This is a genomic window from Streptomyces sp. NPDC001668 (assembly GCF_042893155.1).
Classification (GTDB): domain Bacteria; phylum Actinomycetota; class Actinomycetes; order Streptomycetales; family Streptomycetaceae; genus Streptomyces.
In genome coordinates this window covers 288,086-313,579 of sequence record NZ_JBIAUQ010000007.1, presented here as the reverse complement: position 1 = coordinate 313,579, position 25,494 = coordinate 288,086, and the positions used below count along the sequence as shown (strand labels likewise).

At 69.2% G+C, this 25,494-nt stretch carries 16 protein-coding genes; 10 read left to right on the top strand and 6 right to left on the bottom strand.

Going from position 1 to position 25,494, the window contains the following annotated elements; translation table 11 throughout:
* Positions 1–19: 19 nt before the first annotated feature.
* Positions 20–3,811 (bottom strand): GH92 family glycosyl hydrolase, encoded by a 3,792-nt coding sequence (locus ACFYZ8_RS23310; RefSeq protein WP_388537185.1) that lies wholly within the window; start codon positions 3,809–3,811, stop codon positions 20–22.
* A gap of 370 nt (positions 3,812–4,181) precedes the next feature.
* On the opposite strand from ACFYZ8_RS23310, the gene ngcE reads away from it, so the two are divergent.
* The 9 genes from ngcE (at position 4,182) to ACFYZ8_RS23265 (ending at position 16,207) form a co-directional block, all read left to right on the top strand.
* A complete protein-coding gene (gene ngcE, locus ACFYZ8_RS23305) occupies positions 4,182–5,642 on the top strand; it encodes an N-acetylglucosamine/diacetylchitobiose ABC transporter substrate-binding protein (RefSeq protein WP_359028935.1) in 1,461 nt (486 codons plus the stop codon).
* A 16-nt stretch (positions 5,643–5,658) separates the two neighbouring features.
* Positions 5,659–6,585 (top strand): carbohydrate ABC transporter permease, encoded by a 927-nt coding sequence (locus tag ACFYZ8_RS23300; RefSeq protein WP_306975203.1) that lies wholly within the window; start codon positions 5,659–5,661, stop codon positions 6,583–6,585.
* Positions 6,586–6,589: 4 nt separating this feature from the next.
* Complete coding sequence (locus ACFYZ8_RS23295) at positions 6,590–7,507, top strand: carbohydrate ABC transporter permease (RefSeq protein ID WP_359028934.1); 918 nt, start codon at positions 6,590–6,592, stop codon at positions 7,505–7,507.
* A gap of 194 nt (positions 7,508–7,701) precedes the next feature.
* Positions 7,702–8,901 (top strand): ROK family protein, encoded by a 1,200-nt coding sequence (locus tag ACFYZ8_RS23290; RefSeq protein WP_388537363.1) that lies wholly within the window; start codon positions 7,702–7,704, stop codon positions 8,899–8,901.
* A 133-nt stretch (positions 8,902–9,034) separates the two neighbouring features.
* Positions 9,035–10,126: a substrate-binding domain-containing protein gene (locus ACFYZ8_RS23285; RefSeq protein WP_359029000.1), complete on the top strand. Its 1,092-nt coding sequence runs from the start codon at positions 9,035–9,037 to the stop codon at positions 10,124–10,126.
* A 288-nt stretch (positions 10,127–10,414) separates the two neighbouring features.
* A complete protein-coding gene (locus ACFYZ8_RS23280) occupies positions 10,415–11,206 on the top strand; it encodes an ATP-binding cassette domain-containing protein (protein WP_359028932.1) in 792 nt (263 codons plus the stop codon).
* Entirely contained in the window at positions 11,203–12,525 is a 1,323-nt protein-coding gene (locus tag ACFYZ8_RS23275; RefSeq protein ID WP_359028931.1) for a sugar ABC transporter permease, read from the top strand. Before ACFYZ8_RS23280 ends, ACFYZ8_RS23275 begins: the two co-directional genes overlap by 4 nt.
* Positions 12,526–12,660: 135 nt before the next feature.
* The gene (dxs, locus tag ACFYZ8_RS23270; RefSeq protein ID WP_388537182.1) at positions 12,661–14,580 is read left to right on the top strand and encodes a 1-deoxy-D-xylulose-5-phosphate synthase; all 1,920 of its coding nucleotides are present in this window, start codon (positions 12,661–12,663) and stop codon (positions 14,578–14,580) included.
* 142 nt (positions 14,581–14,722) lie between these two features.
* Positions 14,723–16,207: an amino acid permease gene (locus ACFYZ8_RS23265; RefSeq protein ID WP_388537180.1), complete on the top strand. Its 1,485-nt coding sequence runs from the start codon at positions 14,723–14,725 to the stop codon at positions 16,205–16,207.
* A 148-nt stretch (positions 16,208–16,355) separates the two neighbouring features.
* On the opposite strand, the gene ACFYZ8_RS23260 is transcribed toward ACFYZ8_RS23265, so the two are convergent.
* Positions 16,356–16,721 (bottom strand): NTP pyrophosphohydrolase, encoded by a 366-nt coding sequence (locus ACFYZ8_RS23260; protein ID WP_356014181.1) that lies wholly within the window; start codon positions 16,719–16,721, stop codon positions 16,356–16,358.
* Between the two features lie 95 nt (positions 16,722–16,816).
* Between ACFYZ8_RS23260 and ACFYZ8_RS23255 the strand changes: the two genes are divergently transcribed.
* A complete protein-coding gene (locus tag ACFYZ8_RS23255; protein WP_388537178.1) occupies positions 16,817–17,845 on the top strand; it encodes a hypothetical protein in 1,029 nt (342 codons plus the stop codon).
* An 84-nt stretch (positions 17,846–17,929) separates the two neighbouring features.
* Here ACFYZ8_RS23255 and ACFYZ8_RS23250 read toward each other — a convergent pair whose 3' ends face one another.
* The 4 genes from ACFYZ8_RS23250 to ACFYZ8_RS23235 all read right to left on the bottom strand — a co-directional run bounded on the left by ACFYZ8_RS23250 (position 17,930) and on the right by ACFYZ8_RS23235 (position 25,428).
* Positions 17,930–20,056: a 3-hydroxyacyl-CoA dehydrogenase NAD-binding domain-containing protein gene (locus ACFYZ8_RS23250; protein WP_388537176.1), complete on the bottom strand. Its 2,127-nt coding sequence runs from the start codon at positions 20,054–20,056 to the stop codon at positions 17,930–17,932.
* Positions 20,053–21,279, bottom strand: coding sequence for an acetyl-CoA C-acyltransferase (locus tag ACFYZ8_RS23245; protein ID WP_359028926.1), 1,227 nt, complete (start codon positions 21,277–21,279; stop codon positions 20,053–20,055). Before ACFYZ8_RS23245 ends, ACFYZ8_RS23250 begins: the two co-directional genes overlap by 4 nt.
* A gap of 118 nt (positions 21,280–21,397) precedes the next feature.
* Entirely contained in the window at positions 21,398–22,435 is a 1,038-nt protein-coding gene (locus ACFYZ8_RS23240; protein WP_388537174.1) for a LacI family DNA-binding transcriptional regulator, read from the bottom strand.
* On the bottom strand, positions 22,432–25,428 hold the full coding sequence (locus ACFYZ8_RS23235; RefSeq protein WP_388537172.1) for a glycoside hydrolase family 2 protein: 2,997 nt from the start codon (positions 25,426–25,428) through the stop codon (positions 22,432–22,434). Before ACFYZ8_RS23235 ends, ACFYZ8_RS23240 begins: the two co-directional genes overlap by 4 nt.
* Positions 25,429–25,494: the final 66 nt, after the last annotated feature.

Here is a 25,494-nt window from a genome sequence, read left to right as displayed (position 1 = left end):
TGACCCCCAACTCTGCTGCTCAGGCGAGCAGTTCGACTTCCGAGACCACCGCCTCGCCGTCGAACACGAGTCGGTACTTCCCGTACGTACCCGCAGACCTCACGGAGAACGCCCGTGTCTGCCGGTCCCATGCGAAGGACTCACCGGACCGCTGGTCGAGGGTCTTCCACGTGGCCCCGTCGTCCGAACCCTGGAGCGTCCAGCCACTCGGCGCCTTCGTGCGGTCCGCGGCGGAAGTCACCGTGTACTGGACGCCCTTGACCGAACCGGACACCGGAAGATCCACCGAGGTCACGGGCGCGTCGGTCGCCGAGCTGTTGTCGAACAGCGCCCCTTCCCCGGCGAGCACGTCCGCACGCGGTGTCGGCACCTCGTCGTCCTGGGTGATGGACACCGGAGCCGCGTGCTTCCCCGTGCCCCACTTGGACGGCCGTGGACCCATGTCGAAGTCCAGGACGGCACCCCTGGACAGGACCGAGTGGGGGAGCGAAGTCGACGTCCACGGCCGGCCGTTGACCCGCAGGCCCTGCACGTACACGTTCCGCGCGCTGTTCTCCGGCGCTCTGACCACCAGGTCCCGGCCGTTCTCCAGATGGACCGTGGCCTTGGTGAACAGCGGTGAGCCGACGGCGTATTCGCCGCTGCCCATCACCAGGGGGTAGAAGCCCAGCGCCGAGAACAGGAACCAGGCCGACTGCTCGCCGTTGTCCTCGTCACCGTGGTAGCCCTGACCGATCTCGCTGCCGACGTACAGCCGCGACAGCACCTCCCGGACGTTCCGCTGCGTCTTCCAGGGCTGACCGGCCGCGTCGTACATGTAGGTGACATGGTGGGCGACCTGGTTGGAGTGCCCGTACATGCCCATCCGGACGTCCCGCGCCTCCGTCATCTCGTGGATGACACCGCCGTAGGAGCCGACGAAGTCCGGCGATGCCGTCTCGGGCGTCGCGAAGTACTGGTCCAGTTTGTCGGCGAGCCCGGAGCGGCCCCCGTACAGGTTGGCGAGGCCCCGGCTGTCCTGCGGAGCGGTGAAGGCGTACCCCCAGCCGTTGGTCTCGGTGTAGTCGTAGCCCCACACCCGCGGGTCGTAACCCGTCGACTCCACTCGCCACTTGCCGTCCGCGTCCCGGCCCTGGAAGAAGCCCGCCTTCTTGTCGAAGAGGTTCACGTAGTCCTGGGCCCGGTTGAGGAAGTACTCCGACTCCTCCTGGTAGCGCTTCTCACCGGTCCGCGCGTACAGCGCCTGTCCCATGCGGGCGATGCCGTAGTCGTTGAGGTAGCCCTCCAGCGCCCAGGACAGGCCCTCGTGGGTGTCGGTGCCGGTGTAGCCGAGGAAGGGCGAGGTCGCCATGCCCTTGCGGCCCACACCGGAGGACGGGGGCACGACCGTGGCGTTCTTCAGGGCCGCGTCGTACGCCGACTTCGCGTCGAAGTCGACACCCTTGACGTACGCGTCCGCGAACGCGACGTCGGAGGAGGTGCCGGTCATCAGGTCCGCGTACCCGGGGGAGGACCAGCGCGAGGTCCAGCCGCCGTCCTTGTACTGCTGGACGAACCCGTCGACCATCTCGCCCGCCTGAGAGGGCGTCAGCAGGGAGTACGCCGGCCAGGTGGTCCGATAGGTGTCCCAGAAGCCGTTGTTGACGTACACCTTGCCGTCCACGATCTTCGCCCCGGTGTGCGTCGGGGTGTCGGGAGACGGCATCGGGGAGAACGGGGACGCGTACTGGTACGTCGAACCGACCTTCTCGAAACCGGAGTTGGGGTACAGGTACAGCCGGTACAGGCTGGAGTACAGGGTGGTCAGCTGATCCTGCGTGGCGCCCTCCACCTCGACCTTGCCGAGCAGCCGGTCCCACTGCCGCTGGGCCCGGTCCCGGACCCTCTCGAAGGAGGTGCCGTCAGGGATCTCCTGGCGCAGGTTGTCCCTGGCCTGGTCGAGACTGATCAGCGAGGTGGCGAGCCGCAGCGTGACGGTCCGGTCGGACCCGGCGTCGAAGCGCAGGTACCCCTTGACGCCGCTCGACGTGCCCTCCTGCACGGGCCGGTCGAAGACCCCGTACACGAACAGCCGGGTCGCCCCCGTCGACAGCCCGGACTTCACGTCCGAGTAGCCGGTGAAGGTCCCGCTCTCCTTGTCGAGCGTCAGCCCCGCCTGGTCCGTCACGTTGTCGAAGAGCACGCTCGCGTCGTCGCCCGGATAGGTGAAGCGCAGGGCCGCCGCGTGGTCGGTCGGGGCCATCTCCGCCTTCAGCCCGTTCTCGAACCGCACCCCGTAGTAGTACGGCCGCGCGGTCTCGTTCTCGTGCCGGAAGGCCAGCTCCCGTGCCTCCCGGCCGGTGTCCGGGGTGCCGGAGGCCGCCGACGGCATCACCTGGAAGGTCTGCCGGTCACCCATCCACGGGCTCGGCTCGTGGCTCGCGCTGAACGCCTGGATCGTCGGCAGGTTGTCGTCGTTGTTCGCACGTGCGTAGTCGTAGAGCCAGCTCAGCGAGGACGCGTTGGTCACCGGCGTCCAGAAGTTGAAGCCGTGCGGCACGGCCGCCGCCGGGAAGTTGTTGCCCCGGGAGAAGCCACCGCTGGAGTTGGTGCCGCGGGTGGTGAGCGCGTAGTCCGACAGATGCGCCTTCGGTTTCTCGGGCGCGGCCCGCTCCAGCGTCACGTCGTCCAGCCAGCCCCGGAACTTCGCGGGCCCGCTCGGGGAGTCGTACCCGACGAGGATCCGGTCGACGGTCCTCCCGGCCGCGACCGAGCCGATCCGCGAGACCACGTTGTTCCACTGGTTGACGTAGAGCGCCTTCGCGGCGCCCTGTCCCTGCGGCGAGAGCGGGAATCCGTGCTGGTCGCGCGCCCCGAGGCCGCTCAGAAAGGTGCCGTCGGTGAAAGCCAGGTCCACGGAGACATTGGTCGCGTCGTAGTCCCGGTCGCCGTCCGCCATCGACGGGAAGATCCGGTACGACAGCCGGGTCAGCGGATCGACCCGCACGTTCACGTCGAAGACCTTGTTGTACGAGTAGGCCCGCCCGCCGGCGGTGTGCCGACCGGCGTAGCGCAGCGCTCTCTTTCCGGTGAATCCGGCGCCCGCCTTCGCGGTGGGCGATCCGCTCGGCCCGCGGTCGACCAGCGAGAGCATGTCCTGCGGCACCGGCCCGTCGCTCCCGCCCGTGGAGAACTGCACGTCGGCCAGCTGGAGGATGCCGGACGCGCCGTTGTTCTCCGTGATGTCCAGCCGGAAGTGCTGGTATTCGGCCGGATCCGCGATGTCGTACGACTTTGTCCGGAACCGTTCGTCGAACGACTCGCCGGAGCGGGTGTCGAGGGTCTTCCAGTCCTTGCCGTCCGTCGAGCCCTGGAGCGTCCAGTCCTTGGGGTCGCGCTCGGCGAAGTCGTTGGCCGAGGTCAGCGCGTAGGTGACCACCTTGGCCGGCTTGTCCAGGTCGAACTCGGCCCAGCCGGTGGACTGGAAGGCCAGCCACTTGGTGCCGGACTCGCCGTCGACGAGGTTCTCCTTCACCTCGCCGCCGCCGGTGTTCTCCGCGCTCGCCCGGACGTCCGTGACATGGTCGGTGATGTTGCCCGGGATGCCGGTGCTGTAGCCGCCGTCGACACCGGACGCCCGGCCGCCGTCGACGCTGTTGATCCAGTCGGGTGCGGGATCACCCGCCTCGAAGGAGGAGGCGAACCCTCGCTCGGCCCGGGCGGCGGCCTCGGGCAGGGCGACCGCCGCGCCCTGCGAGCCCACGGTCACGCAAAAGGCGGCCGTGATCACGGCCGCCGTACTCCGTCTGAGTCGAGTTCTGTACCGATCCATCGGCGAGTACCCTCCCTGCACAAGGATGGACAACGTTGTCACACAATCCGTGCAAGGATCAGTAGGGGTCCAAGTGGTCAGTGGTGTCAAGGGTGTTGGCTACGGCATTCGGGGCCTATGTCGCGGATTTTTCCGGCAAGCTTCGCACAGGCCGCGCATATTTCCGCGAGGTCTCAACTCGAAAACACCCATGGCCAACCTTGCATTCGATCTTGCTCCGCCGACCGGAAGTGGACTATACCTGTCGGCGATTCACCCCTCTTGCGTGAACCTCTACACGAACCTCTTGCACGAACCTGCTTGACCTGACCGCGGTGCCGGGGAGGATCCGGTTCACCGCCTGAGTCCTGGAGAAGGCGAGGACTTGAGCATGGGATCCACTTCCGCCGAGAACAGCACCAACGGCAGCGCGGGTGTAGGCCGCCGCGATCTGATCAAGCGGTCGGCCGCGCTCGGACTGATCTCCGTCCCGACGATGAGTTTTCTGTCCGCGTGCGCCAGCAGCGGCGGTGATGACAGCGGCGACAAGGCCAAGGCCGGCAAGAAGACCGCGAAGAACCCCCTCGCGGTCAACGACACCGCGCAGATGGAATTCGTCCTGTTCGACGGCGGTTTCGGCAAGGAGTACGCCGAGGACGCCGTGAAGATCTACGAGAAGAACTTCCCCAAGGCCACGGTGAAGTTCTCCGCCACCCAGAAGATCCAGTCCACGCTCCAGCCCCGCTTCAACCAGGGCACCCCGCCGGACCTCATCGACAACTCCGGCGCCGAGCAGATGGACATGGGCGTCCTGGTCGGCAAGAACCAGCTCGCCGACCTCACCCCGCTCCTGGACGCCCCGTCCTACGACGACCCGAACAAGAAGGTCCGCGACACCCTGCGCCCCGGCATCGTCGAGATGGGCCAGTTCGACGGCGACCCGGTGTGGATCATGTACTACGCGTACACGGTCTACGGCGTCTGGTACTCCCAGAAGGCCCTCGACTCCCTCGACGCGGAGTACCCGAAGACCTGGGACGAGATGCTCGCCGTGTGCGAGAAGGCCAAGAAGAAGGGCATGGCGGGCTGGACGTACGCGGGCAAGTACCCGTACTACATCCCCTTCTCGCTGTACCCGATGATCGGCAAGGTCGGCGGCCGCGAGGTCCTCGACGCGATCGACAACCTGGAGCCGAACGCCTGGAAGAACCCGGCGGTCAAGGCGTGTTTCGAGGCCTACTACGAGCTCTACAAGAAGGGCTACGTCCTCAAGGGCACCCCCGGCCTCGACCACATCCAGTCGCAGACCGCCTGGGCCCAGGGCAAGGCACTGTTCATCCCGAACGGCTCCTGGGTGGAGAACGAGTCGGCGAACGTCATCCCGGCCGACTTCGACCTCGCCGTCTCCGCGCCCACCGGAATCGACTCCTCCGACAAGATGCCCTTCGGCACCATCTGGGCCTCCGGCGGTGAGCCCTTCATCGTCCCGGCCAAGGCGAAGAACACCGCGGGCGGCATGGAGCAGCTGCGCATCATGCTCAGCGAGGCGTCCTCGAAGAACTTCACGTCCAAGGTGAAGTCGCTGACCGCCTACAACGGCGGCACCGAGGGCATCACCCTCACCCCGGGCCTCAAGTCCGGTGTGGCGGCGCTGAAGCTGGCCGGCGACAACGTGGTGAACCCGCGTCTTCAGGACTGGTACGTCCAGCTCCAGAAGGAGCAGATCGGGGTGGCGGGCCTCGGCGAGATGATGGCCGGGCGGCTCACCCCGGCGGAGGCGATCAAGAAGATCCAGGGCTTCGCCGACGCGGCCGCGAAGGACTCGTCGATCAAGCACTACAAGCACCAGTAACGGCGACGGAGCAGCGATGCAGCACGGCAAGTACCGGTTCATCGTGGGGTTTCTGGCGCTGCCCCTGGGACTGTACGCGCTATTCGTGGTCTGGCCGTTCATCCAGTCCATCTACTACTCGTTCACGGACTGGACCGGCCTGAGCCCCGAATTCAAGATGGTCGGGCTGGACAACTACCGGAGGATGCTGGACGACGAGATCTTCTGGAAGTCCCTGCAGCACAGCTTGATCTTCGCGCTCGTGCTGCCGCTGGTGACGATCAGCCTGGCGCTGTTCTTCTCCTTCATGATCAATGTCGGCGGACGGAAGAGAAGGGGAGGGCCGGTCGTCACCGGCGTCCGGGGCTCCTCCTTCTACAAGATCGTGTATTTCTTCCCGCAGGTCCTCTCGATCGCGATCGTCGCCCTGCTGTTCGCCTTCGCGTACAACCCGGACAGCGGTGCCATCAACTCGATCCTGCGCGGAATCGGCCTCGGCAGCGTCCAGCCCCTGTGGCTGGGCGACCCGAGCCTCGCCCTGTGGGCCGTGATGGCGGTCCTCGTGTGGTCCACGGTCGGCTTCTTCGTGGTCCTGTTCAGCGCCGGTATGGCCTCCATCCCGGCGGACCTGTACGAGGCCGCGCTGCTCGACGGGGCGGGGCGGGCCAGCACGTTCTTCCGGATAACCCTGCCGCTGCTGTGGGACACCGTGCAGTCCGGGTGGGTCTACATGGGCATCCTGGCCCTCGGCGCCGAGTCGTTCGCGGTCGTACAGATCATGACGACCGGGCCCGGCGGCCCCGACTACTCGACCACCGTCATGGTCCTGTACGTGTACCAGAAGGCGTTCCGTGACGGGCAGGCCGCCTATGCCACCACCATCGGCGTCGCCCTGCTCGTCGTCACGCTGGCGTTCGCCGCCCTGGTGATGCGGCTGGGCCGGCGCGAGCGGCTGGAGTACTGATCAGATGAAGACGACCGAAACCCCCGTACCGGCCGAGTCCGGTGCTCCCGTCGCCAAGGTCGACACCCATGACCGGCCGCCCCGGAAGGAGAAGAAGGAGGGCGGCGTCCTCAACGTCTTCTCGCACGGCGTCCTGGTCCTCTGGGCGTTCATGGTGGTGATGCCGCTGCTGTGGGCGGTGATGACGTCCTTCAAGGACGACAGCTCCATCTTCAACTCGCCCTGGGCGCTGCCCGACAAGCTGCACTTCGACAACTGGGCGCGGGCCTGGACCGACGCCAACATGAGCGACTACTTCCTCAACACCATTCTGGTGGTGGCGGGTTCGCTCATCGGCACCCTGGTCCTCGGCTCCATGGCGGCGTACGTGCTGGCCCGGTTCGACTTCCCGGGCAACCGGTTCATCTACTTCCTGTTCATCGGCGGCATGAGCTTCCCGATCATGCTGGCGCTGGTCCCGTTGTTCTACGTCGTGAACAACATGGGCCTGCTCAACACCATCCACGGCCTGATCCTCGTCTACATCGCCTACTCGCTGCCGTTCACGGTGTTCTTCCTGACCGCGTTCTTCCGCACGCTGCCGACCTCGGTGGCGGAGGCGGCCTTCGTGGACGGGGCCTCGCACTCCAGGACCTTCTTCCAGATCATGCTGCCGATGGCCAAGCCCGGCCTGATCAGCGTGGGGATCTTCAACTTCCTGGGCCAGTGGAACCAGTACATGCTGCCCACGGTGCTGAACACCGACCCGGACAAGCGGGTGCTGACCCAGGGGCTGGTGCAGCTCGCGGCCAGCCAGGGCTACAAGGGCGACTGGTCGGGCCTGTTCGCGGGCCTGGTCATGGCGATGATCCCGGTCCTCGCGGCCTACATCGTCTTCCAGCGACAGGTGGTGGCCGGGCTGACGGCGGGCGCCCTGAAGTAGATCTCGGGCCGCCCGCGCGGGCGTCACCCCTTCAAGATCCGGATCTTGAGCGGGCGGCGCCCCTTCGGCATGGGCAAGAGCGCGGATAGTGTTCAACCTCTTGACGGGAGGCGACCCGAACGGCTCAGCTTAGAGTTCACTAGTTGGACATAGACGGGGCCTCATTGGTGCGGTCCCGCGCGCAGGAGGTCGTCGTGGAGACTCCGGGGTCGCAGTCGTCACTGCATCGGGCCAACCTGGAACGGGTCGTCCGAGCCGTCCGGCTGGCCGGGTCGCTCACGCAGGCGGAGATCGCACGGACCACGGGACTGTCCGCCGCGACCGTCTCCAACATCGTCCGTGAGCTCAAGGACGGCGGAACCGTCGAGGTCACCCCCACCTCGGCCGGGGGCCGGCGGGCCCGCGCGGTCTCGCTGAGCGGAGACGCCGGCATCGTCATAGGGGTGGACTTCGGGCACACCCATTTGCGCGTCGCGGTCGGGAACCTCGCCCACCAGGTGCTCGCCGAGGAGTCCGAACCGCTGGACGTGGACGCCTCCTCCACGCAGGGCTTCGACCGGGCGGAACAGCTGGTCAACCGGCTGATCGAGGCGACCGGCGTGGACCGCTCGAAGATCGCCGGGGTGGGCCTCGGCGTACCCGGGCCCATCGATGTGGAGAACGGCTCCCTGGGCTCCTCCGCCATCCTGCCGGGCTGGATCGGCACCAAGCCCGCCGAGGAGCTCCAGGGCCGCCTGGGTGTGCCCGTGCACGTGGACAACGACGCCAACCTCGGCGCCCTGGGCGAGCTGGTCTGGGGCAGCGGTCGCGGGGTGCGGGACCTGGCGTACATCAAGGTCGCCAGCGGTGTGGGCGCCGGGCTGGTGATCAGCGGCAAGATCTACCGCGGTCCGGGTGGCACAGCGGGAGAAATCGGGCATATTACTCTTGATGAGTCCGGTCCCGTCTGCCGCTGCGGCAACCGTGGCTGCCTGGAGACCTTCGCGGCCGCGCGCTATGTGCTGCCGCTGCTCCAGTCCAGTCACGGCACCGATCTCACCATGGAAGGCGTTGTTCGACTCGCACGGGACGGAGACCCTGGCTGCCGTCGGGTGATCGCCGACGTCGGCCGACACATCGGCAGTGGAGTCGCCAATCTCTGCAACTTGCTGAACCCGAGCCGAGTGGTCCTGGGCGGTGATCTCGCCGAGGCCGGTGAGCTGGTGCTCGGGCCGATAAGGGAGTCCGTCGGCCGCTATGCGATCCCCAGTGCGGCACGTCAACTGTCCGTGCTTCCAGGGGCACTTGGAGGACGCGCGGAGGTGCTCGGAGCACTCGCCCTCGCACTCAGCGAGATGGGTGATTCGACCCTTTTGGACAGCACGCTGCATGCAGCGGCACCTGCCTTCACTTAGAGAACGCAGGACGCCGTTGCCATCTCGTTAAGTATTTACTTCTTGACGTCGCACGTGTGGCCGAGTTGACTTCCAGCCACCTCGGCCGCAACGACGCGGCCTCGTCAGGGAGGTTTCTCAAGTGAACACGCTCATGCGTCGTGCCGCCGTGTCCGTAGCGATTTCGGCGCTCGCCGTCTCGGTCGCCGCCTGCGGCAAGGCCGGCGACGACAACAGCGGCAGCGACAGCAGCAGCTCCGGCTCCGGCGGCAAGTCGATCGGCCTGCTCCTGCCCGACAACGTCACCGCGCGGTACGAGAAGTTCGACAAGCCGTACTTCGAGGCCAAGGTCAAGGAGCTGTGCAGCGACTGCACCGTCTCCTACGCCAACGCCGCGGCCGACCCGGCCAAGCAGGCCCAGCAGATGAGCAGCATGGTCACCAAGGGCGTCAAGGTGATCGTGGTCTCGGCGCAGGACTCCGCCGCCATCAAGTCCTCCATCGCCTCCGCGGTGAACAAGGGCGTCAAGGTCGTCGCGTACGACCGTCTGGCCCAGGGCCCGGTCTCCGCGTACGTCTCCTTCGACAACGTCAAGGTCGGCGAGCTCCAGGGTCAGGCCCTGCTCGACGCCCTCGGCTCCAAGGCGACCCCGAAGTCGAACGTCGTCATGATCAACGGTGACGACGCCGACCCGAACGCCGGCCAGTTCAAGGAAGGCGCGCACAAGGTCCTCGACGGCAAGGTCAAGATCGCCTACGAGCAGTCCGGCCTGTGGAAGGACACCGTCGCCGCGCAGAAGATGTCCGCGGCCATCACCCAGCTGGGCGCCAAGAAGATCGCGGGCGTCTACGCCGCCAACGACGGCATGGCCGGTGGTATCGCCAACACCCTCAAGGGTGCGGGCATCAGCGGCATCCCGCTGACCGGTCAGGACGCCGAGCTCGCGGCCATCCAGCGGATCGTCGCCGGCACCCAGTCCTCCACGGTCTACAAGGCCTACAAGCCGGAGGCCGACACCGCCGCCGAGCTCGCGGTCAACCTGCTCCAGGGCAAGGACATCAAGTCCCTCGCCGACACCCAGGTCACCAGCGGTTCCGGCGACAAGGTCCAGGCGAAGCTGCTGACCCCGGTCTCGGTGACCGTCAAGAACATCAAGGACACGGTCGTCAAGGACGGCCTGTACAAGGTCACCGACATCTGCACCGCGGACTACGCCGCCGCGTGCAAGAAGGCCGGCCTTCAGTAAGGCCCGCTGAGCCCGGGGCGCGTTCTTCCACGGACCCGCCCCGAGGCCGGCACCAAGCCTGTCCGGCGCCCGCACCGCCTTCATACCCCGCTGCGGGGCGGGCGCCGGACGGAAGCATGGCGGACGCAGCCGTTGCCAAGGGGCATCGGCCGCGCGCATGTTCGACTAGTAAATCCGTGCTCACGACACAACTCGTCAGTCGAGTGCTACGAGCCTGAGTGTCCCGAGCACAACCCCTCCGCGCCTTACCCCAAGCGCGGCATCCCCGCCGGTCAGGCGGCGAAGGAGATGGTTAACGTGTCCGCTACGCCCGTGCTGGCGTTGCGCGGAGTCTCCAAGCGATTCGGTGCGGTGCAGGCCCTCACCGATGTCGAACTGGAGGTCCACGCCGGAGAAGTGGTCGCCCTCGTCGGCGACAACGGCGCCGGAAAGTCCACGCTGGTCAAGACGATCGCCGGTGTCCACCCCATCGATGAGGGTGTCATCGAGTGGGACGGCAACCCGGTCAGCATCAACAAGCCGCACGACGCCCAGGGACTCGGCGTCGCGACGGTCTACCAGGACCTCGCCCTGTGCGACAACCTCGATGTGGTCGGCAACCTCTTCCTCGGACGTGAGCTGCTGCACCGCGGCGTCATCGACGAGGTCACGATGGAGCAGAAGGCCCGCGAGCTGCTGAGCACGCTGTCCATCCGCATCCCGAGTGTGCGCATCCCGATCGCGAGCCTGTCCGGTGGCCAGCGCCAGGTCGTGGCCATCGCGCGTGCCCTGGTCGGCGACCCCAAGGTCGTGATCCTGGACGAGCCCACCGCCGCCCTCGGTGTCGAGCAGACCGCGCAGGTCCTCGACCTGGTCGAGCGGCTGCGCGAGCGCAACCTCGCTGTCATCCTCATCAGCCACAACATGGCCGACGTGAAGGCCGTCGCCGACACCGTCGCCGTGCTGCGCCTGGGCAGGAACAACGGCTCCTTCTCGGTGAAGGACACCAGTCAGGAAGAGATCATCTCCGCGATCACGGGCGCCACGGACAACGCCGTGACCCGTCGCGCGGGGCGTCGCAGCACGGAGGCCGCGAAGTGAGCGACACATCCAAGGTTTCCAAGAAGGACGCCACGACGGGCGACCAGGCCACCGTCGCCCCCGCCGACGACCCCACCGCCGCGCCGGTCGCCGTCGTCGACCCCCGGCTGCTGGTCCGCGAAGAGGGCTTCAAGGGCTACTGGACCGAGTTCACGCGCAAGGTCAAGGGCGGTGAGCTGGGCTCGCTGCCGGTGGTGATCGGTCTGATCATCATCTGGACGATCTTCCAGCTCCAGAACGACCGCTTCCTGAGCGCCGACAACCTCTCCAACATCAGCTACTACCTCTCGGCCACCGGCATGATCGCCATCGGCCTGGTGTTCGTGCTGCTGCTCGGCGAGATCGACCTGTCGGTGGGTTCCGTCAGCGGCCTGGCCTCCACGCTCTTCGCCGTGTTCGTGGTCAACCACGGCATGAACACCTGGCTCGCGCTGGCCCTGGCCATCGTCACCGGCATCGCCGCCGGCGCGCTGCACGGCTGGTTCTTCGCGAAGATCGGTGTCCCCGCCTTCGTCGTGACCCTCGCCGGTCTGCTCGGCTGGAACGGCCTGATGCTGTGGCTGCTGGGCTCCAGCGGCACCATCAACATCCCCTCCGACTCGGGCCCGATCCACCTGCTCGGCCAGAACTCCTTCTTCATGGACCAGGCCATCATCGGCGCCTACCTGCTGGCCGGCCTCGGTGTCGTGCTCAGCCTCGTCGGCAACTTCAACGAGCAGCGTCGCCGCAAGGCCGCGGGCGTGCCCTTCCGGCCCACCAGCGAGATCCTGGTGCGCGTGGGCGCCCTGGCCGTCGCCTCCTTCCTCACCGCCGCCGTGCTCAACAACGCGGCCGGTGTCTCCAACGCGCTGGTGATCTTCCTCGCCGCGCTGGTGATCGTCGACTTCGTGCTGCGCCGTACGACCTTCGGCCGCAAGGTCTTCGCGCTGGGCGGCAGCATCGAGGCGGCCCGCCGCGCGGGCATCAACGTGCCGGTGGTCCGGATCACCGTGTTCGCCATCTCCGGCGGCTTCGCGGCGATCGGCGGCATGTTCTTCGCCGGCCAGACCGCGAGCGCCACGCTCAGCGCCGGTACCGGCAACGTCCTCATGCTCGCCATCGCGGCGGCGGTCATCGGCGGCACCAGCCTCTTCGGCGGACGCGGCTCGGTGTGGTCGGCGCTGCTCGGCATGCTGGTGATCCAGTCCATCCAGACAGGTCTGGACCTGCTGAACATGAACCAGTCGATCCAGTACATGATCACCGGTGGTGTTCTGCTGGGCGCGGTCGTCATCGACTCGGTGTCGCGAAGGTCTCAGAAGGCCGCCGGTCGCGGATAACACCGCTGGGGAGAACCCCGTCAGGCTCATCATCTTGCCCGGTACCCACAAGGTGCCGGGCAAGATTGTTCTCGTAGAACACTAGACTCGACACACCCGGCAAGGCTCGATCAGCTCTAATGCAAGGAGGCACGGGTGCCGCTGCTGACCCGAATCAGGGGACCGCGTGATCTGGACCGGCTCAGCCTTGAGGAGCTGGACCAGCTGGCGGAGGAGATCAGGAGCTTCCTCGTCGGCGCTGTCTCCAAGACCGGCGGCCACCTCGGCCCCAACCTCGGTGTGGTCGAGCTGACCATCGCGCTGCACCGGGTCTTCGACTCGCCCAAAGACCGGGTGCTCTTCGACACCGGCCACCAGTCCTATGTGCACAAGCTCCTCACCGGGCGTCACGACTTCTCGAAGCTGCGCTCCAAGGGCGGCCTGTCCGGCTACCCCTCGCGCGCCGAGTCCGAGCACGACGTCATCGAGAACAGCCACGCCTCGACGGTCCTCGGCTGGGCCGACGGCCTCGCCAAGGCCAACCAGGTGCTCAAACGCGACGACCACGTCGTCGCCGTCATCGGCGACGGCGCCCTGACCGGCGGTATGGCCTGGGAGGCGCTGAACAACATCGCCGACGCCAAGGACCGCCCGCTGGTCATCGTCGTCAACGACAACGAGCGCTCCTACGCGCCGACCATCGGCGGTCTCGCGAACCACCTGGCGACCCTGCGCACCACCGACGGCTACGAGCGCTTCCTGGCCCGCGGCAAGGACCTCCTGGAGCGCACTCCGGTCGTCGGCCGGCCGCTCTACGAGACCCTGCACGGCGCCAAGAAGGGCCTCAAGGACTTCATCGCGCCCCAGGGCATGTTCGAGGACCTCGGCCTGAAGTACGTCGGCCCCATCGACGGCCACGACATCGAGGCGCTGGAGTCGGCGCTGGCCCGCGCCAAGCGCTTCGGCGGCCCGGTGATCGTGCACTGCCTCACCGAGAAGGGCCGCGGCTACAAGCCCGCCGAGCAGGACGAGGCCGACCGCTTCCACGGCATCGGCCCCATCCACCCCGACACCGGCCTGCCCGTCAAGACCTCCGCCGCCAGCTGGACCTCCGTCTTCGGCGACGAGATGGTCGAGCTGGGCCGGGAGCGCGAGGACATCGTCGCCATCACCGCGGCCATGCTCCAGCCGGTCGGCCTGAAGAAGTTCGCGGACACCTTCCCCGACCGCATCTACGACGTCGGCATCGCCGAGCAGCACGCGGCCGTCTCCGCGGCGGGCCTCGCTACCGGGGGCCTGCACCCCGTCTTCGCCGTCTACGCCACCTTCCTCAACCGCGCCTTCGACCAGGTCCTCATGGACGTCGCCCTGCACAAGTGCGGCGTGACCTTCGTGCTCGACCGGGCCGGTGTCACCGGCGACGACGGCGCCTCGCACAACGGCATGTGGGACATGTCGATGCTCCAGGTCGTGCCCACGCTCCGGCTCGCCGCCCCGCGCGACGCGGAGCAGCTGCGCGCCCAGCTCCGGGAGGCCGTCCAGGTGGACGACGCGCCGACCGTGCTGCGCTACTCCAAGGGCGTGGTCGGTCCCGCCGTACCCGCCGTGGGCACGGTCGGAGGCATGGACGTGCTGCGCGAGCCGGGGACCGACGCGCCCGACGTGCTCCTCGTCTCCGTCGGCGCCCTCGCCCCCATGTGCCTGGAGATCGCCGGCCTGCTCGACAAGCAGGGCATCTCCACCACCGTCGTCGACCCGCGCTGGGTCAAGCCCGTCGACGAGGCCATGGCCCCGCTCGCCGAGCGGCACCGCGTGGTCGTCACCGTCGAGGACAACTCCCGCGTCGGCGGTGTCGGCTCGGCGATCGCACAGGCCCTGCGGGACGCCGGCGTCGACGTCCCGCTGCGTGACTTCGGCATCCCGCCGCGCTTCCTCGACCACGCCTCCCGCGCCGAGATCATGGCGGAGATCGGGCTGACCGCGCCCGACATCGCCCGCCAGGTCACCGGCCTGGTCTCCAAGCTGGACGGCCGGTACGACAGCGACCCGGCCGAGGTGGAGCCGGCCCGCGACTGACGGGGATTCGGCCGTACGGGCCGGTCACGCCACTCTTGACAGTGGTATGACCGGCCCGTTCGCGTGAATCCGCCCGCGCCGGGGCATACGACCTACGCCCCCTCTCGATCATGTCGAGGACGACACAGCGTGGGAGGTACCCGTGAGCAGCACCCTCTTCCGGACGAAGAAGGTCGAGCAGTCCATCCTCGATACCGAGGAGCCAGAGCACGCGCTCAAGAAGTCCTTGTCCGCGCTGGATCTGACCGTCTTCGGCGTCGGTGTCATCATCGGCACCGGCATCTTCGTCCTCACCGGCACCGTCGCCAAGAACAACGCAGGCCCGGCGGTCGCCCTGGCCTTCGTCGTGGCCGGCGTCGTCTGCGCGCTCGCCGCGCTCTGCTACGCCGAGTTCGCCTCCACCGTCCCGGTGGCCGGATCGGCGTACACCTTCGCGTACGCCTCCCTCGGGGAACTGCCCGCCTGGATCATCGGCTGGGACCTGGTCCTGGAGTTCGCGCTGGGCACGGCGGTGGTGTCCGTCGGCTGGTCCGGCTACATCGCCTCACTGCTGGACAACGCGGGCTGGCATCTGCCGGCGGCGCTCGGCAGCCGCGACGGGGCCCACGGCTTCGGCTTCGACATCCTCGCCGCCGCGCTGGTCCTGGTGCTCACCGGCATCCTCGTGCTCGGCACCAAGCTCTCCGCGCGCGTGACCTCGATCGTCGTCGCCGTCAAGGTGACGGTCGTGCTGACCGTGATCATCGCCGGTGCCTTCTTCGTCAAGGGTGACAACTACCACCCGTTCATTCCCAAGGCGCAGGACGTGCCGGCCGGTGACAGTCTCCAGTCGCCGCTGATCCAGCTGATGTTCGGCTGGGCGCCCTCCAACTTCGGCGTGATGGGCATCTTCACCGCCGCCTCCGTCGTCTTCTTCGCCTTCATCGGCTTCGACGTCGTCGCCACGGCCGCCGAGGAGACCAGGAACCCGCAGCGCGACATGCCCCGCGGCATCCTCGGCTCCCTCCTCATCTGCACGACCCTCTATGTGGCCGTGTCGATCGTCGTGACCGGCATGCAGAAGTACACCGACCTGTCCATCACGGCCCCGCTCGCGGACGCCTTCAAGGCCACCGGCCACCCCTGGTTCGCGGGCTTCATCAGCTTCGGCGCCGCGGTCGGCCTGACGACGGTCTGCATGATCCTGCTGCTGGGCCAGACCCGGGTCTTCTTTGCGATGAGCCGCGACGGACTGCTGCCCACGTTCTTCTCCCACGTCCACCCGAAGTTCCGGACCCCGCACCGCCCGACCATCCTGCTCGGCGTGATCATCGCGATCGTCGCCGGCTTCACGCCGCTCAGCGAACTCGCCGAACTGGTCAACATCGGCACCCTGTTCGCGTTCGTGGTGGTCGCCATCGGCGTGGTCCTCCTGCGCAAGTCCCGCCCCGACCTGCCCCGCGCCTTCCGCACCCCCTGGGTGCCGGTCATCCCGGTCCTGTCGGTGGCGGCCTCCCTCTGGCTGATGCTCAACCTGCCGGCCGAGACCTGGCTGCGGTTCGCGATCTGGATGGTGATCGGGTTCCTCGTGTACTTCCTCTACGGCCGCACCCACAGCCGGCTCAACCAGCGGGCCGAGACGGAGTAGCTCGCACCGGTCGTATGTCGGCTGCGGGTGCGTTGTGGCTGGTCGCGCAGTTCCCCGCGCCCCTGGGTGGGTGCAGTGAAGCACCGCTTTCAGGGGCGCGAGGAACTGCGCGAACGGCCCCCACCGGCCCGCAGCCGAACGACGACGCTCAGGGACGTACCGTCCGCGGCCCCGCCACCTCCGCCCCCAACTCCCCGACCCTGCGCCGAAGTTCACGATCCGCCGTCACCACCAGCACCGGCCGCTCACCCGCCCCGGCCACCAACTCGACCATGTGGTCGTCCCCGCTCCCGGGAGCCGACTCCACCCGAACCCCCGGCACCGACTCCACCCCCCGGGCCGCCCCCTCCACCACCAGCACGATCTCCACCGGCCCGTCCCGCCCCGGCACCCCGTCCGCCGCCAGCCGGTCCCGCAACCGCTCCGCCGCCCCCCGCCGGTCCCGCCACCACCCGTCCGGCACCGACCCGACGACATTCGCGGCATCCACGACGACCAGCAGCACGTCACTCATGCCCCCAGCGTCCCACGCCCGCGTCCCACGCCCCGTCCCACGACCGGCCCCGGCGAAGAGGGCGTCGACCGTCTGATTAGAGTGGAGCCGTGTCAATGGTCCGTACAGTGAACGGCGACTGGCTCATCCGCGCCCGCGACGGCCGACTCGGCGTCTACGCCACCCGTGGCGACGCGGTGTGGTGCAGGGCGGAGCGGCACCCCGGGGGCGACACCTGGATGCCCTGGCGCAAGGTCGGCGGCGACCAGCGGCTGCATCCGGGGCTCGCCGTGGGACACGGCCCCGACGGCTACGCACACCTCGTCTCCTGGCGGCCCACCAAGGCCGAGGAGGCGGGCCTGGTCCACTCCACGCACTTCCGTGTCCACCTCGCCGCCCTCGACTGGATCCCGGTCGGCCACCCCGACAGGACCGGCGCGCGCACCGGCATGCCCGCCGTGGCCGTCGACGCGGAGGGCCGGGCCCATGTCTTCGTCGGCGACCGCGGGAAAGGCGTGCGCGCCCTCATCCAGAAGGAGCGCGGCGGCTGGAACGCCTGGGCCGACCTCAAGGGCACCGACGTGCACGAGCAACTGACCGCCGTGACGGGGGAGTCGGGCCGGATCGAGCTGTACGGCAGCAACCCGGCCGGCATCCTGCGCTGGCGCCAGGAGGAGGCGGGCGCGTCTCTCGTCCCGGCCGACCCGCTGCCGGCGCGCGTGGAGCCGGGCACGCTCAGCGCGCTGCCCACCTCCAAGGAACACACCACGCTGTTCTTCGCGGACCCGGAAGGCATGCTCTGCTCCTGGCGTGCGGGCACCGAGCCCACCCCGCTGCTCGCGGCGGCCGGACCAGGCCCGGCGGCCCTGCTGCGCTGCACGCTGGACGGCTACGACTGCACGGTGCTCGCCCAGCGTTCGGCGTCCGGCCGGGTCGCCTTCGCCGCCTGTCCGGCCGAGCAGGAGTCGGCGGGCCTGTGGTGGACGGAGTCCGGCCCGCAACTGCCCGTGGGCACGGCCGTGGCCCTCGCCGAGGACGCGGAAGGCCGTGTGGTCGCCGCGACGGTGACCCCCGACGGCGAGCTGAGGATCGCCCGGCAGAAGGACGAGCCAGGACTGGCCCTGGCGGCCTGGCAGGAGGTCTGAGCGCCCGTAAGGCACCGTGTCCCGATCCCCGGTGAACGACAGAGGGCCCCCGCCGCAGCGGAGGCCCTCTTCACTGCCTGGGTGTCACGCCGGGACCGACGCCACGCCCGGAGCCAGGAACTTCTTGCCGTTCACGCGCTCGGAGACACCCTCGCGGTCCAGGTACGGCGTGATGCCGCCCAGGTGGAAGGGCCAGCCGGCGCCCGTGATCAGGCAGAGGTCGATGTCCTGCGCCTCGGCGACGACACCCTCGTCGAGCATGAGCCCGATCTCCTGGGCGACGGCGTCAAGGACGCGCTCGCGGACCTGCTCCTCCGACAGGACGACATCGCCCTGCTCGAGGAGCGCGGCGACCTCGGGGTCGAGCTCGGGCTTGCCGCTGTCGTAGACGTAGAAGCCGCGCTTGCCCGCCTTGACGACGGCCGCGAGGTTCGGGGAGACCGTGAAGCGGTCCGGGAAGGCCCGGTTGAGGGTCTCCGAGACGTGCAGACCGATCGCGGGACCGACCAGCTCCAGGAGGACGAGCGGGGACATCGGCAGGCCCAGGGGCTCCACCGCCTTCTCCGCCACGGCCACCGGGGTGCCCTCGTCGATGACGTTCTGGATCTCGCCCATGAAGCGGGTGAGGATGCGGTTCACGACGAACGCCGGGGCGTCCTTGACCAGCACCGCGGTCTTCTTCAGCTTCTTGGCCACCGCGAAGGCGGTCGCCAGCGAGGCGTCGTCGGTCTGCTCGCCGCGGACGATCTCCAGGAGCGGGAGGATCGCGACCGGGTTGAAGAAGTGGAAGCCGACGACCCGCTCGGGGTTCTTCAGCTTCGACGCCATCTCTGAGACCGACAGCGAGGAGGTGTTGGTGGCGAGGATCGCGTGCGCCGGGGCGACCGCCTCGACCTCCGCGAACACCTGCTGCTTGACGCCGATCTCCTCGAAGACGGCCTCGATGATGAAGTCGGCGTCGGAGAAGCCCTCCGCCTTGTCCAGCACACCGGTGACCAGGGCCTTGAGGCGGTTGGCCTTGTCCTGGTTGATACGGCCCTTGCCGAGCAGCTTGTCGATCTCGGCGTGGACGTAGCCCACACCCTTGTCGACGCGCTCCTGGTCGATGTCGGTCAGCACGACCGGCACCTCCAGGCGGCGCAGGAAGAGCAGCGCGAGCTGGGAGGCCATCAGACCGGCGCCGACGACACCGACCTTGGTGACCGGGCGGGCCAGGTTCTTGTCCGGGGCGCCCGCGGGACGCTTGCCGCGCTTCTGCACCAGGTTGAACGCGTAGATGCCGGAGCGCAGTTCGCCACCCATGATCAGGTCGGCGAGGGCCTGGTCCTCGGCGTCGTAGCCCTGCTGGAGGTCGCCGTTCTTGGCGGCCTCGATGATGTCCAGGGCGCGGTAGGCGGCCGGAGCGGCCCCGTGCACCTTGGAGTCCGCGACGAAGCGGCCCTTGGCGACGGCCTGGTCCCAGGCCTCACCGCGGTCGATCGCCGGACGCTCGACGACGATCTCGCCCTTGAGGACGGACGCCGTCCACAGCAGGGACTGCTCCAGGAAGTCCGCGCCCTCGAACAGCGCGTCGGCGATGCCCAGCTCGTAGACCTGGGCGCCCTTGAGCTGCTTGTTCTGGTTGAGGCTGTTCTCGATGATGACCGAGACGGCCTTCTCGGCGCCGATCAGGTTCGGCAGCAGAGTGCAGCCGCCCCAGCCGGGGACCAGACCGAGGAAGACCTCGGGGAGCGAGAAGGCGGGCAGGGCCGCGGAGACCGTGCGGTAAGTGCAGTGCAGACCGACCTCGACGCCACCGCCCATGGCCGCGCCGTTGTAGTACGCGAAGGTCGGCACCGCGATGCCCGCGAGGCGCTTGAAGACCTCGTGGCCGCCCTTGCCGATGGCCAGCGCGTCCTTGTGCTCCTTGAGGAGCTCGACGCCCTTGAGGTCGGCGCCGACGGCGAAGATGAACGGCTTGCCGGTGATGCCGACACCGACGATCTCGCCGGCCGACGCCTCCTTCTCCACCTGGTCGATGGCGGTGTTCAGGTTCGCCAGCGACGCCGGGCCGAAGGTGGTCGGCTTGGTGTGGTCGAAGCCGTTGTCCAGCGTGATGAGCGCGAAGCGCCCCGCGTTGAACGGCAGGTCCAGGTGGCGTACGTGCGCCTGGGTGACGACCTCGTCCGGGAACAGCTCGGCCGCACCCTTCAAGAGCTCAGTGGTGCTCACTTGCTGCCTCCGGCGTCCTTGTGGTTCGGGTTCTCCCAGATGACCGTCGCGCCCATGCCGAAGCCGACGCACATGGTGGTCAGGCCGTAGCGGACCTCGGGCTGCTCCTCGAACTGACGGGCCAGCTGCGTCATCAGACGCACACCCGAGGAGGCCAGCGGGTGACCGAAGGCGATGGCGCCGCCGTACTGGTTGACGCGCGCGTCGTCGTCCGCGATGCCGTAGTGCTCCAGGAAGGCCAGGACCTGGACCGCGAAGGCCTCGTTGATCTCGAAGAGACCGATGTCGGAGATCGACAGACCCGCCTGCGCGAGCGCCTTCTCCGTGGCCGGGATCGGGCCGTAGCCCATGACCTCCGGCTCGACACCCGCGAAGGAGTAGGCGACCAGGCGCATCTTCACCGGCAGGTCGTTCTCGCGGGCGAAGTCCTCGGAGGCGATGAGGGAGGCGGTGGCACCGTCGTTCAGACCGGCCGCGTTACCGGCGGTGACCCGGCCGTGCACACGGAACGGCGTCTTCAGACCGGAGAGGTTCTCCAGGGTGGTGCCGGGACGCATGGGCTCGTCGGCGGTCACGAGGCCCCAGCCGGTCTCACCGGCCTCCGGGTTGGTGCGGCGCACCGAGATCGGGACGAGGTCGGCCTGGATCTTGCCGTTGGCGTAGGCCTTGGCGGCCTTCTCCTGGGAGCGCACGGCGTACTCGTCGGCGCGCTGCTTGGTGATCGTCGGGTACCGGTCGTGCAGGTTCTCGGCGGTCATGCCCATGAACAGGGCGGACTCGTCGACCAGCTTCTCGCTCACGAACCGCGGGTTCGGGTCCACGCCCTCGCCCATGGGGTGGCGGCCCATGTGCTCGACACCACCGGCGATGGCGATGTCGTAGGCACCGAAGGCGACCGAACCGGCGACCGTGGTCACGGCGGTCAGCGCGCCCGCGCACATGCGGTCGATGGAGTAACCGGGCACGGACTGCGGGAGACCGGCGAGGATCCCGGCCGTACGGCCGATGGTGAGCCCCTGGTCGCCGATCTGCGTGGTCGCGGCGATGGCGACCTCGTCGATCTTCTTCGGGTCGAGACCCGGGTTGCGGCGCAGCAGCTCCCGGATCGCCTTCACGACGAGGTCGTCGGCACGGGTCTCGTGGTAGATGCCCTTCGGGCCCGCCTTGCCGAACGGGGTGCGGACGCCGTCGACGAAGACGACGTCCCTGACGGTACGAGGCACGATGGCTCTCCTCCAGATGCGGGATCTGCACTGCCGCGCTGCGCTGAGCGCGCGCTCAGGACCCATGCTACTTATGGGTAACGTGACTGCCCACCCCTGGAGGCCGGAGCGGCGAAGGTCACACCGCGGGAGGCGCCGTGGAACCCCTCGGTGTCAGCACCGGAGTGGGCACGGGGTGCGATCCCGGCCCCTCCCCGGTGATCACCCCGAACAGCGTACGGGCCGCTTCCGCGCCGAATCCGTGCACGTCATGGCTCATCGCGGAGAGCGTGGGATGGGTGAGCCGGCACAGCTGGGAGTCGTCCCAGGCGAGCAACGAGACGTCCCGGGGGACGCTCAGCCCCATCTCCGCCGCGACCGCGAGACCGGCCACCGCCATGATGTCGTTGTCGTAGACGATCGCCGTCGGCCGGTCGCTCGGCGGGGCGGTCAGCAGGGACCGGGTGGCCCGCCCTCCGGACTCTCCCGAGTAGTCGGTGGTCACCTGCCAGGCCCCGGCCAGCCCGAGCCCCCGCGCCGCGTCGTCGAACGCGGCCGTCCGCAGCGCCGTGTGCCCGAGCGCCGCAGCGCCCCCCACCCGGGCGATCCGCCGGTGCCCGAGCGCCGCCAGATACCGCACGGCCTCGGTCACCGCGGTGGCGTCATCGGTCCACACGGAGGTGAGGCCGCCGGTGAACGACGGATGCCCTACGGCCACCACCGGCATCCCCAGCCGTTCGGCCGTCGCGACACGCGGATCGTCGGCCCGGAAGTCGACCAGGATCGAGCCGCCGACCTGCCGTCCCCGCCACCACGACTCCTGGAGCCCGACCTCCTCCTCCACGTTCCGCACGAGCCGCAGCAGCAGCGAGCAGTTCTGCTCGATCAGCACGCTCTCCACGCCGGACACGAACTCCATGTAGAAGGGTTCGAGCCCCAGCAGCCGGGCCGGCCGGCAGATCGCGAGCCCTACGACGTCCACCCGCGACCCGGCCAGCGTCCGCGCCGTGAGGTTCGGCGCCCAGCCCAGCTCACGCGCGGCCTGGAAGATCCGGTCCCGGGTCGCCTCCGACAACCCCGGCTTGTGGTTGAAGGCGAGGGACACGGCCCCCTTGGACACCCCGGCGCGCGCGGCGACGTCCTTGATGGTGACGCGAGAGGCCGGCTGGGCTGTCATCGGCTGGGCTCCAGGCAGTACAGGGCGGACCGGGCGGCGTCCGCGTCAGGAGTCTCCCAGCCGCTCACCCCGATGGTCACCCGCTCCCCGGGCAGCAGCGTCACCAGCCCCCGGTCGGCCCGCGCCGCCGGATCCAGCCGATCCGCCTGGAGCAACAGATCCCGTACGAGGGTGCGGGCGGTCACGGTCACGGCCCCCGGCGCCACGGACACCTCGAACTCGGGCCTGGGGTAGGGGATTTCCCGGTCGGGGGAGGGAAAGTACAGCGCCCGCAGAGCCCCCGGTACCTGGCCGACCCCGAAGCCGTGGCCTGCGCCCGCGCCGGGTTCCGCCTCCGAACCCCGCCCCGCGCCCGCGCTGGGTTCCGCCCCCGATCCCCGCCCCGCGCCCGCGCTGGGTTCCGCCCCGGAACCCCGCCCCGCAGCGGCGCCGGGTTCCGCCGCCGATCCTGCGTCCGCAGCCGCGCCGAGGCCCTGCCCCGTGCCCGCGCCCGTTCCCAGGCCCGAGCCCTGCCGTGCACCCCCAGCCGCACCGGGTCCTACCTCAGCGCCTTGACCTGCGTCTGCGCCCACTCCGGCTCCCGCGCCGTGGCCCTCCGGCTCCGTGCCCGCACCGGGTCCTACCTCCGCGCCTTGACCTGCGTCTGCGCCCACTCCGGCTCCCGCGCCGAGACCCCCCGGCTCCGTGCCCGCACCGGGTCCTACCCTCGCGCCTTGACCTGCGTCTGCGCCCACTCCGGCTCCCGCGCCGTGGCCCTCCGGCTCCGTGCCCGCACCGGGTTCCACCCCTGCCCCTGCCCCTGCGGCTGCCCCCGCCCCTGCCCCCGCGGCCGCCCCCGCTCCCGCGCCCGCGGCCGCCCCTGCCCCCTCGGCCGTCCCCCCGGCCCACCCCGCCCCGCCGCTTCCCCTCGCGTCCGCCACCAGGAACTCCTTCGCCCCCACCGGCACCACCTCCGCCGGTACCGTCACCTCCGTGACCGTCCGCCGGTCCGCGCGGAAGCGCACCTCGGTCTCGTCGATCACGTCGCCGTCCACCGACATCCGCCGCAGCCGCAGCACCCCCGCCCACGGATCGCCCGCCTGGTTGACCGCCGCCAACACCAGCCCGCGCTCCCGCTCCTGCACCGTCAGCAACCGGTCCGCGTACAGCCGACGCAGCTCGTGATACAGCGGCTTCTCCCGCCCGTCCCCGTCCACCGCCGCCCAACTCGTCACCGGCCAGCAGTCGTTGAGCTGCCACACCACCGTCCCCGCGCACACCGGCCAGTGCGACCGCCAGTGCTCGATCCCGGCGGACACGGCCCGCGCCTGGTTGACCTGCGTGAGGTAGTGCCAGCGGTCGAAGTCGCCCTCGGGGAAGGTGAAATGGCGTTCCAGCCCCCGCCGCAGCTTGCCGTTCCCGTCGTCGGCCTTCTGGTGGGCCAGCACACCGGGGGAGTCCGCCGCCAGCTCCTCCCCGGGCAGCGCACGCGCGAGCGTGGCGTACGCGGGCGGCGCCTGCCAGCCGAACTCGGCCACGAAACGCGGCACTTCACCGCGGTACTCGGCGTAGTCGAGACGGTTCCACACCTCCCACGAGTGATGGGTGCCGTGCGCGGGATCATTGGGATGGTGATCCCAGGACCCCGACCAGGGACTCCCCGCCGAATAGGGCCGCGTCGGATCCAACTCGGCCACCACCCGCGGCAGTACACCCAGGTAGTACCCCTCGCCCCAGGAGTCCCCGGCCAGCCGCGCCTCCCAGCCCCAGTCCCTGAAGCCCCACAGGTTCTCGTTGTTGCCGTTCCACAGCACCAGCGAGGGATGCGGCATCAGCCGTACGACGTTCTCCCGCGCCTCCGCCTCCACCTCGCCCCTGAGCGGCTGCTCCTCCGGATAGGCCGCGCACGCGAACGGGAAGTCCTGCCAGACCAGCAGCCCCAGTTCGTCGCAGGCGTCGTAGAAGTCCTCGCTCTCGTAGATCCCCCCGCCCCAGATCCGTACGAGATCGACACCCGCGTCGGCCGCCTGTCCGAGCCGCTCCCGGTACCGCTCACGGGTGACCCGGGACGGAAAGACATCGTCCGGGATCCAGTTCACGCCGCGCGCGAAGAGCCGCTCGCCATTGAGGACGAACGTGAACCCCGTGCCGTGCTCATCGGCCGACCGGTCCAGCCCGACGGTCCGGAAGCCGACCCGGCGCCGCCACACGTCCAGCGGACGACCCTCGTGCAGCAACGTCAACTCGACCTCGTACAACGGCTGTTCGCCGTACCCACGCGGCCACCACAGCAGGGCGTCGGGCACCTCCAACCGCACGGCCCCCGAGGTCCCGTCGATCGCCGCGCGCGCCCGTACCCCGCCCACGGAAGCCTCGACCGTCAGCGGCGCCTCGACCCTGGCCCGCTCCACGTCGACCGCCAACTCGACGACCCCCACGCCCTGTTCGACGGTCACCAGCGGCCGCACCCGGGCGATCCGGGCCGTCGACCACCGCTCAAGCCGCACCGGCCGCCAGATGCCGGCCGTCACCAGCGTGGGCCCCCAGTCCCAGCCGAACGAGCAGGCCATCTTGCGGATGTACTGGTAGGGCTCGGCATACGCGGCGGGCCGCTCGCCCAGCTTGCCGCGCACCGCCTCGGCCTCCGCGTAGGCGGAGGCGAACCGCACGGCGAGCCGCCCGGACATGCCGGTCACGTCGAAGCGGTACGAGCGGTGCATGTTCCGTGTCCGGCCGAGGAGTTGGCCGTCGAGCAGGATCTCGGCCACGGTGTCCAGACCGTCGAAGACGAGGTCGGTCTGCTCGTGCCCGTTCGTGGGGGCGAGGTCCCGCTCGTAGGTCCACTCCCGCCGCCCCACCCACGCCACCTCGGCCTCGTTGCGCCCGAGAAAGGGATCCGGGATCACCCCGGCGGCCAGCAGATCGGTGTGCGCACAGCCCGGCACGACGGCAGGCAGCGCCTCTCCCTCGTGCCGCAGGATCCATCCGTCGTGGAGCGGTGTGGCCTGAAGCATGTACGCCCTCCTAAACCGATCAAGTCCAGTGGTTCGAAAGCTTTTCGGCATCGTTGGCGAGATAGG

Coding starts and splice junctions, on each gene's coding strand:
- ACFYZ8_RS23310 (WP_388537185.1), bottom strand. CDS start 3,811: ATGGATCGGTACAGAACTCGACTCAGACGGAGTACGGCGGCCGTGATC.
- ngcE (WP_359028935.1), top strand. CDS start 4,182: ATGGGATCCACTTCCGCCGAGAACAGCACCAACGGCAGCGCGGGTGTA.
- ACFYZ8_RS23300 (WP_306975203.1), top strand. CDS start 5,659: ATGCAGCACGGCAAGTACCGGTTCATCGTGGGGTTTCTGGCGCTGCCC.
- ACFYZ8_RS23295 (WP_359028934.1), top strand. CDS start 6,590: ATGAAGACGACCGAAACCCCCGTACCGGCCGAGTCCGGTGCTCCCGTC.
- ACFYZ8_RS23285 (WP_359029000.1), top strand. CDS start 9,035: ATGCGTCGTGCCGCCGTGTCCGTAGCGATTTCGGCGCTCGCCGTCTCG.
- ACFYZ8_RS23280 (WP_359028932.1), top strand. CDS start 10,415: ATGGTTAACGTGTCCGCTACGCCCGTGCTGGCGTTGCGCGGAGTCTCC.
- ACFYZ8_RS23260 (WP_356014181.1), bottom strand. CDS start 16,721: ATGAGTGACGTGCTGCTGGTCGTCGTGGATGCCGCGAATGTCGTCGGG.
- ACFYZ8_RS23255 (WP_388537178.1), top strand. CDS start 16,817: ATGGTCCGTACAGTGAACGGCGACTGGCTCATCCGCGCCCGCGACGGC.
- ACFYZ8_RS23240 (WP_388537174.1), bottom strand. CDS start 22,435: ATGACAGCCCAGCCGGCCTCTCGCGTCACCATCAAGGACGTCGCCGCG.
- ACFYZ8_RS23235 (WP_388537172.1), bottom strand. CDS start 25,428: ATGCTTCAGGCCACACCGCTCCACGACGGATGGATCCTGCGGCACGAG.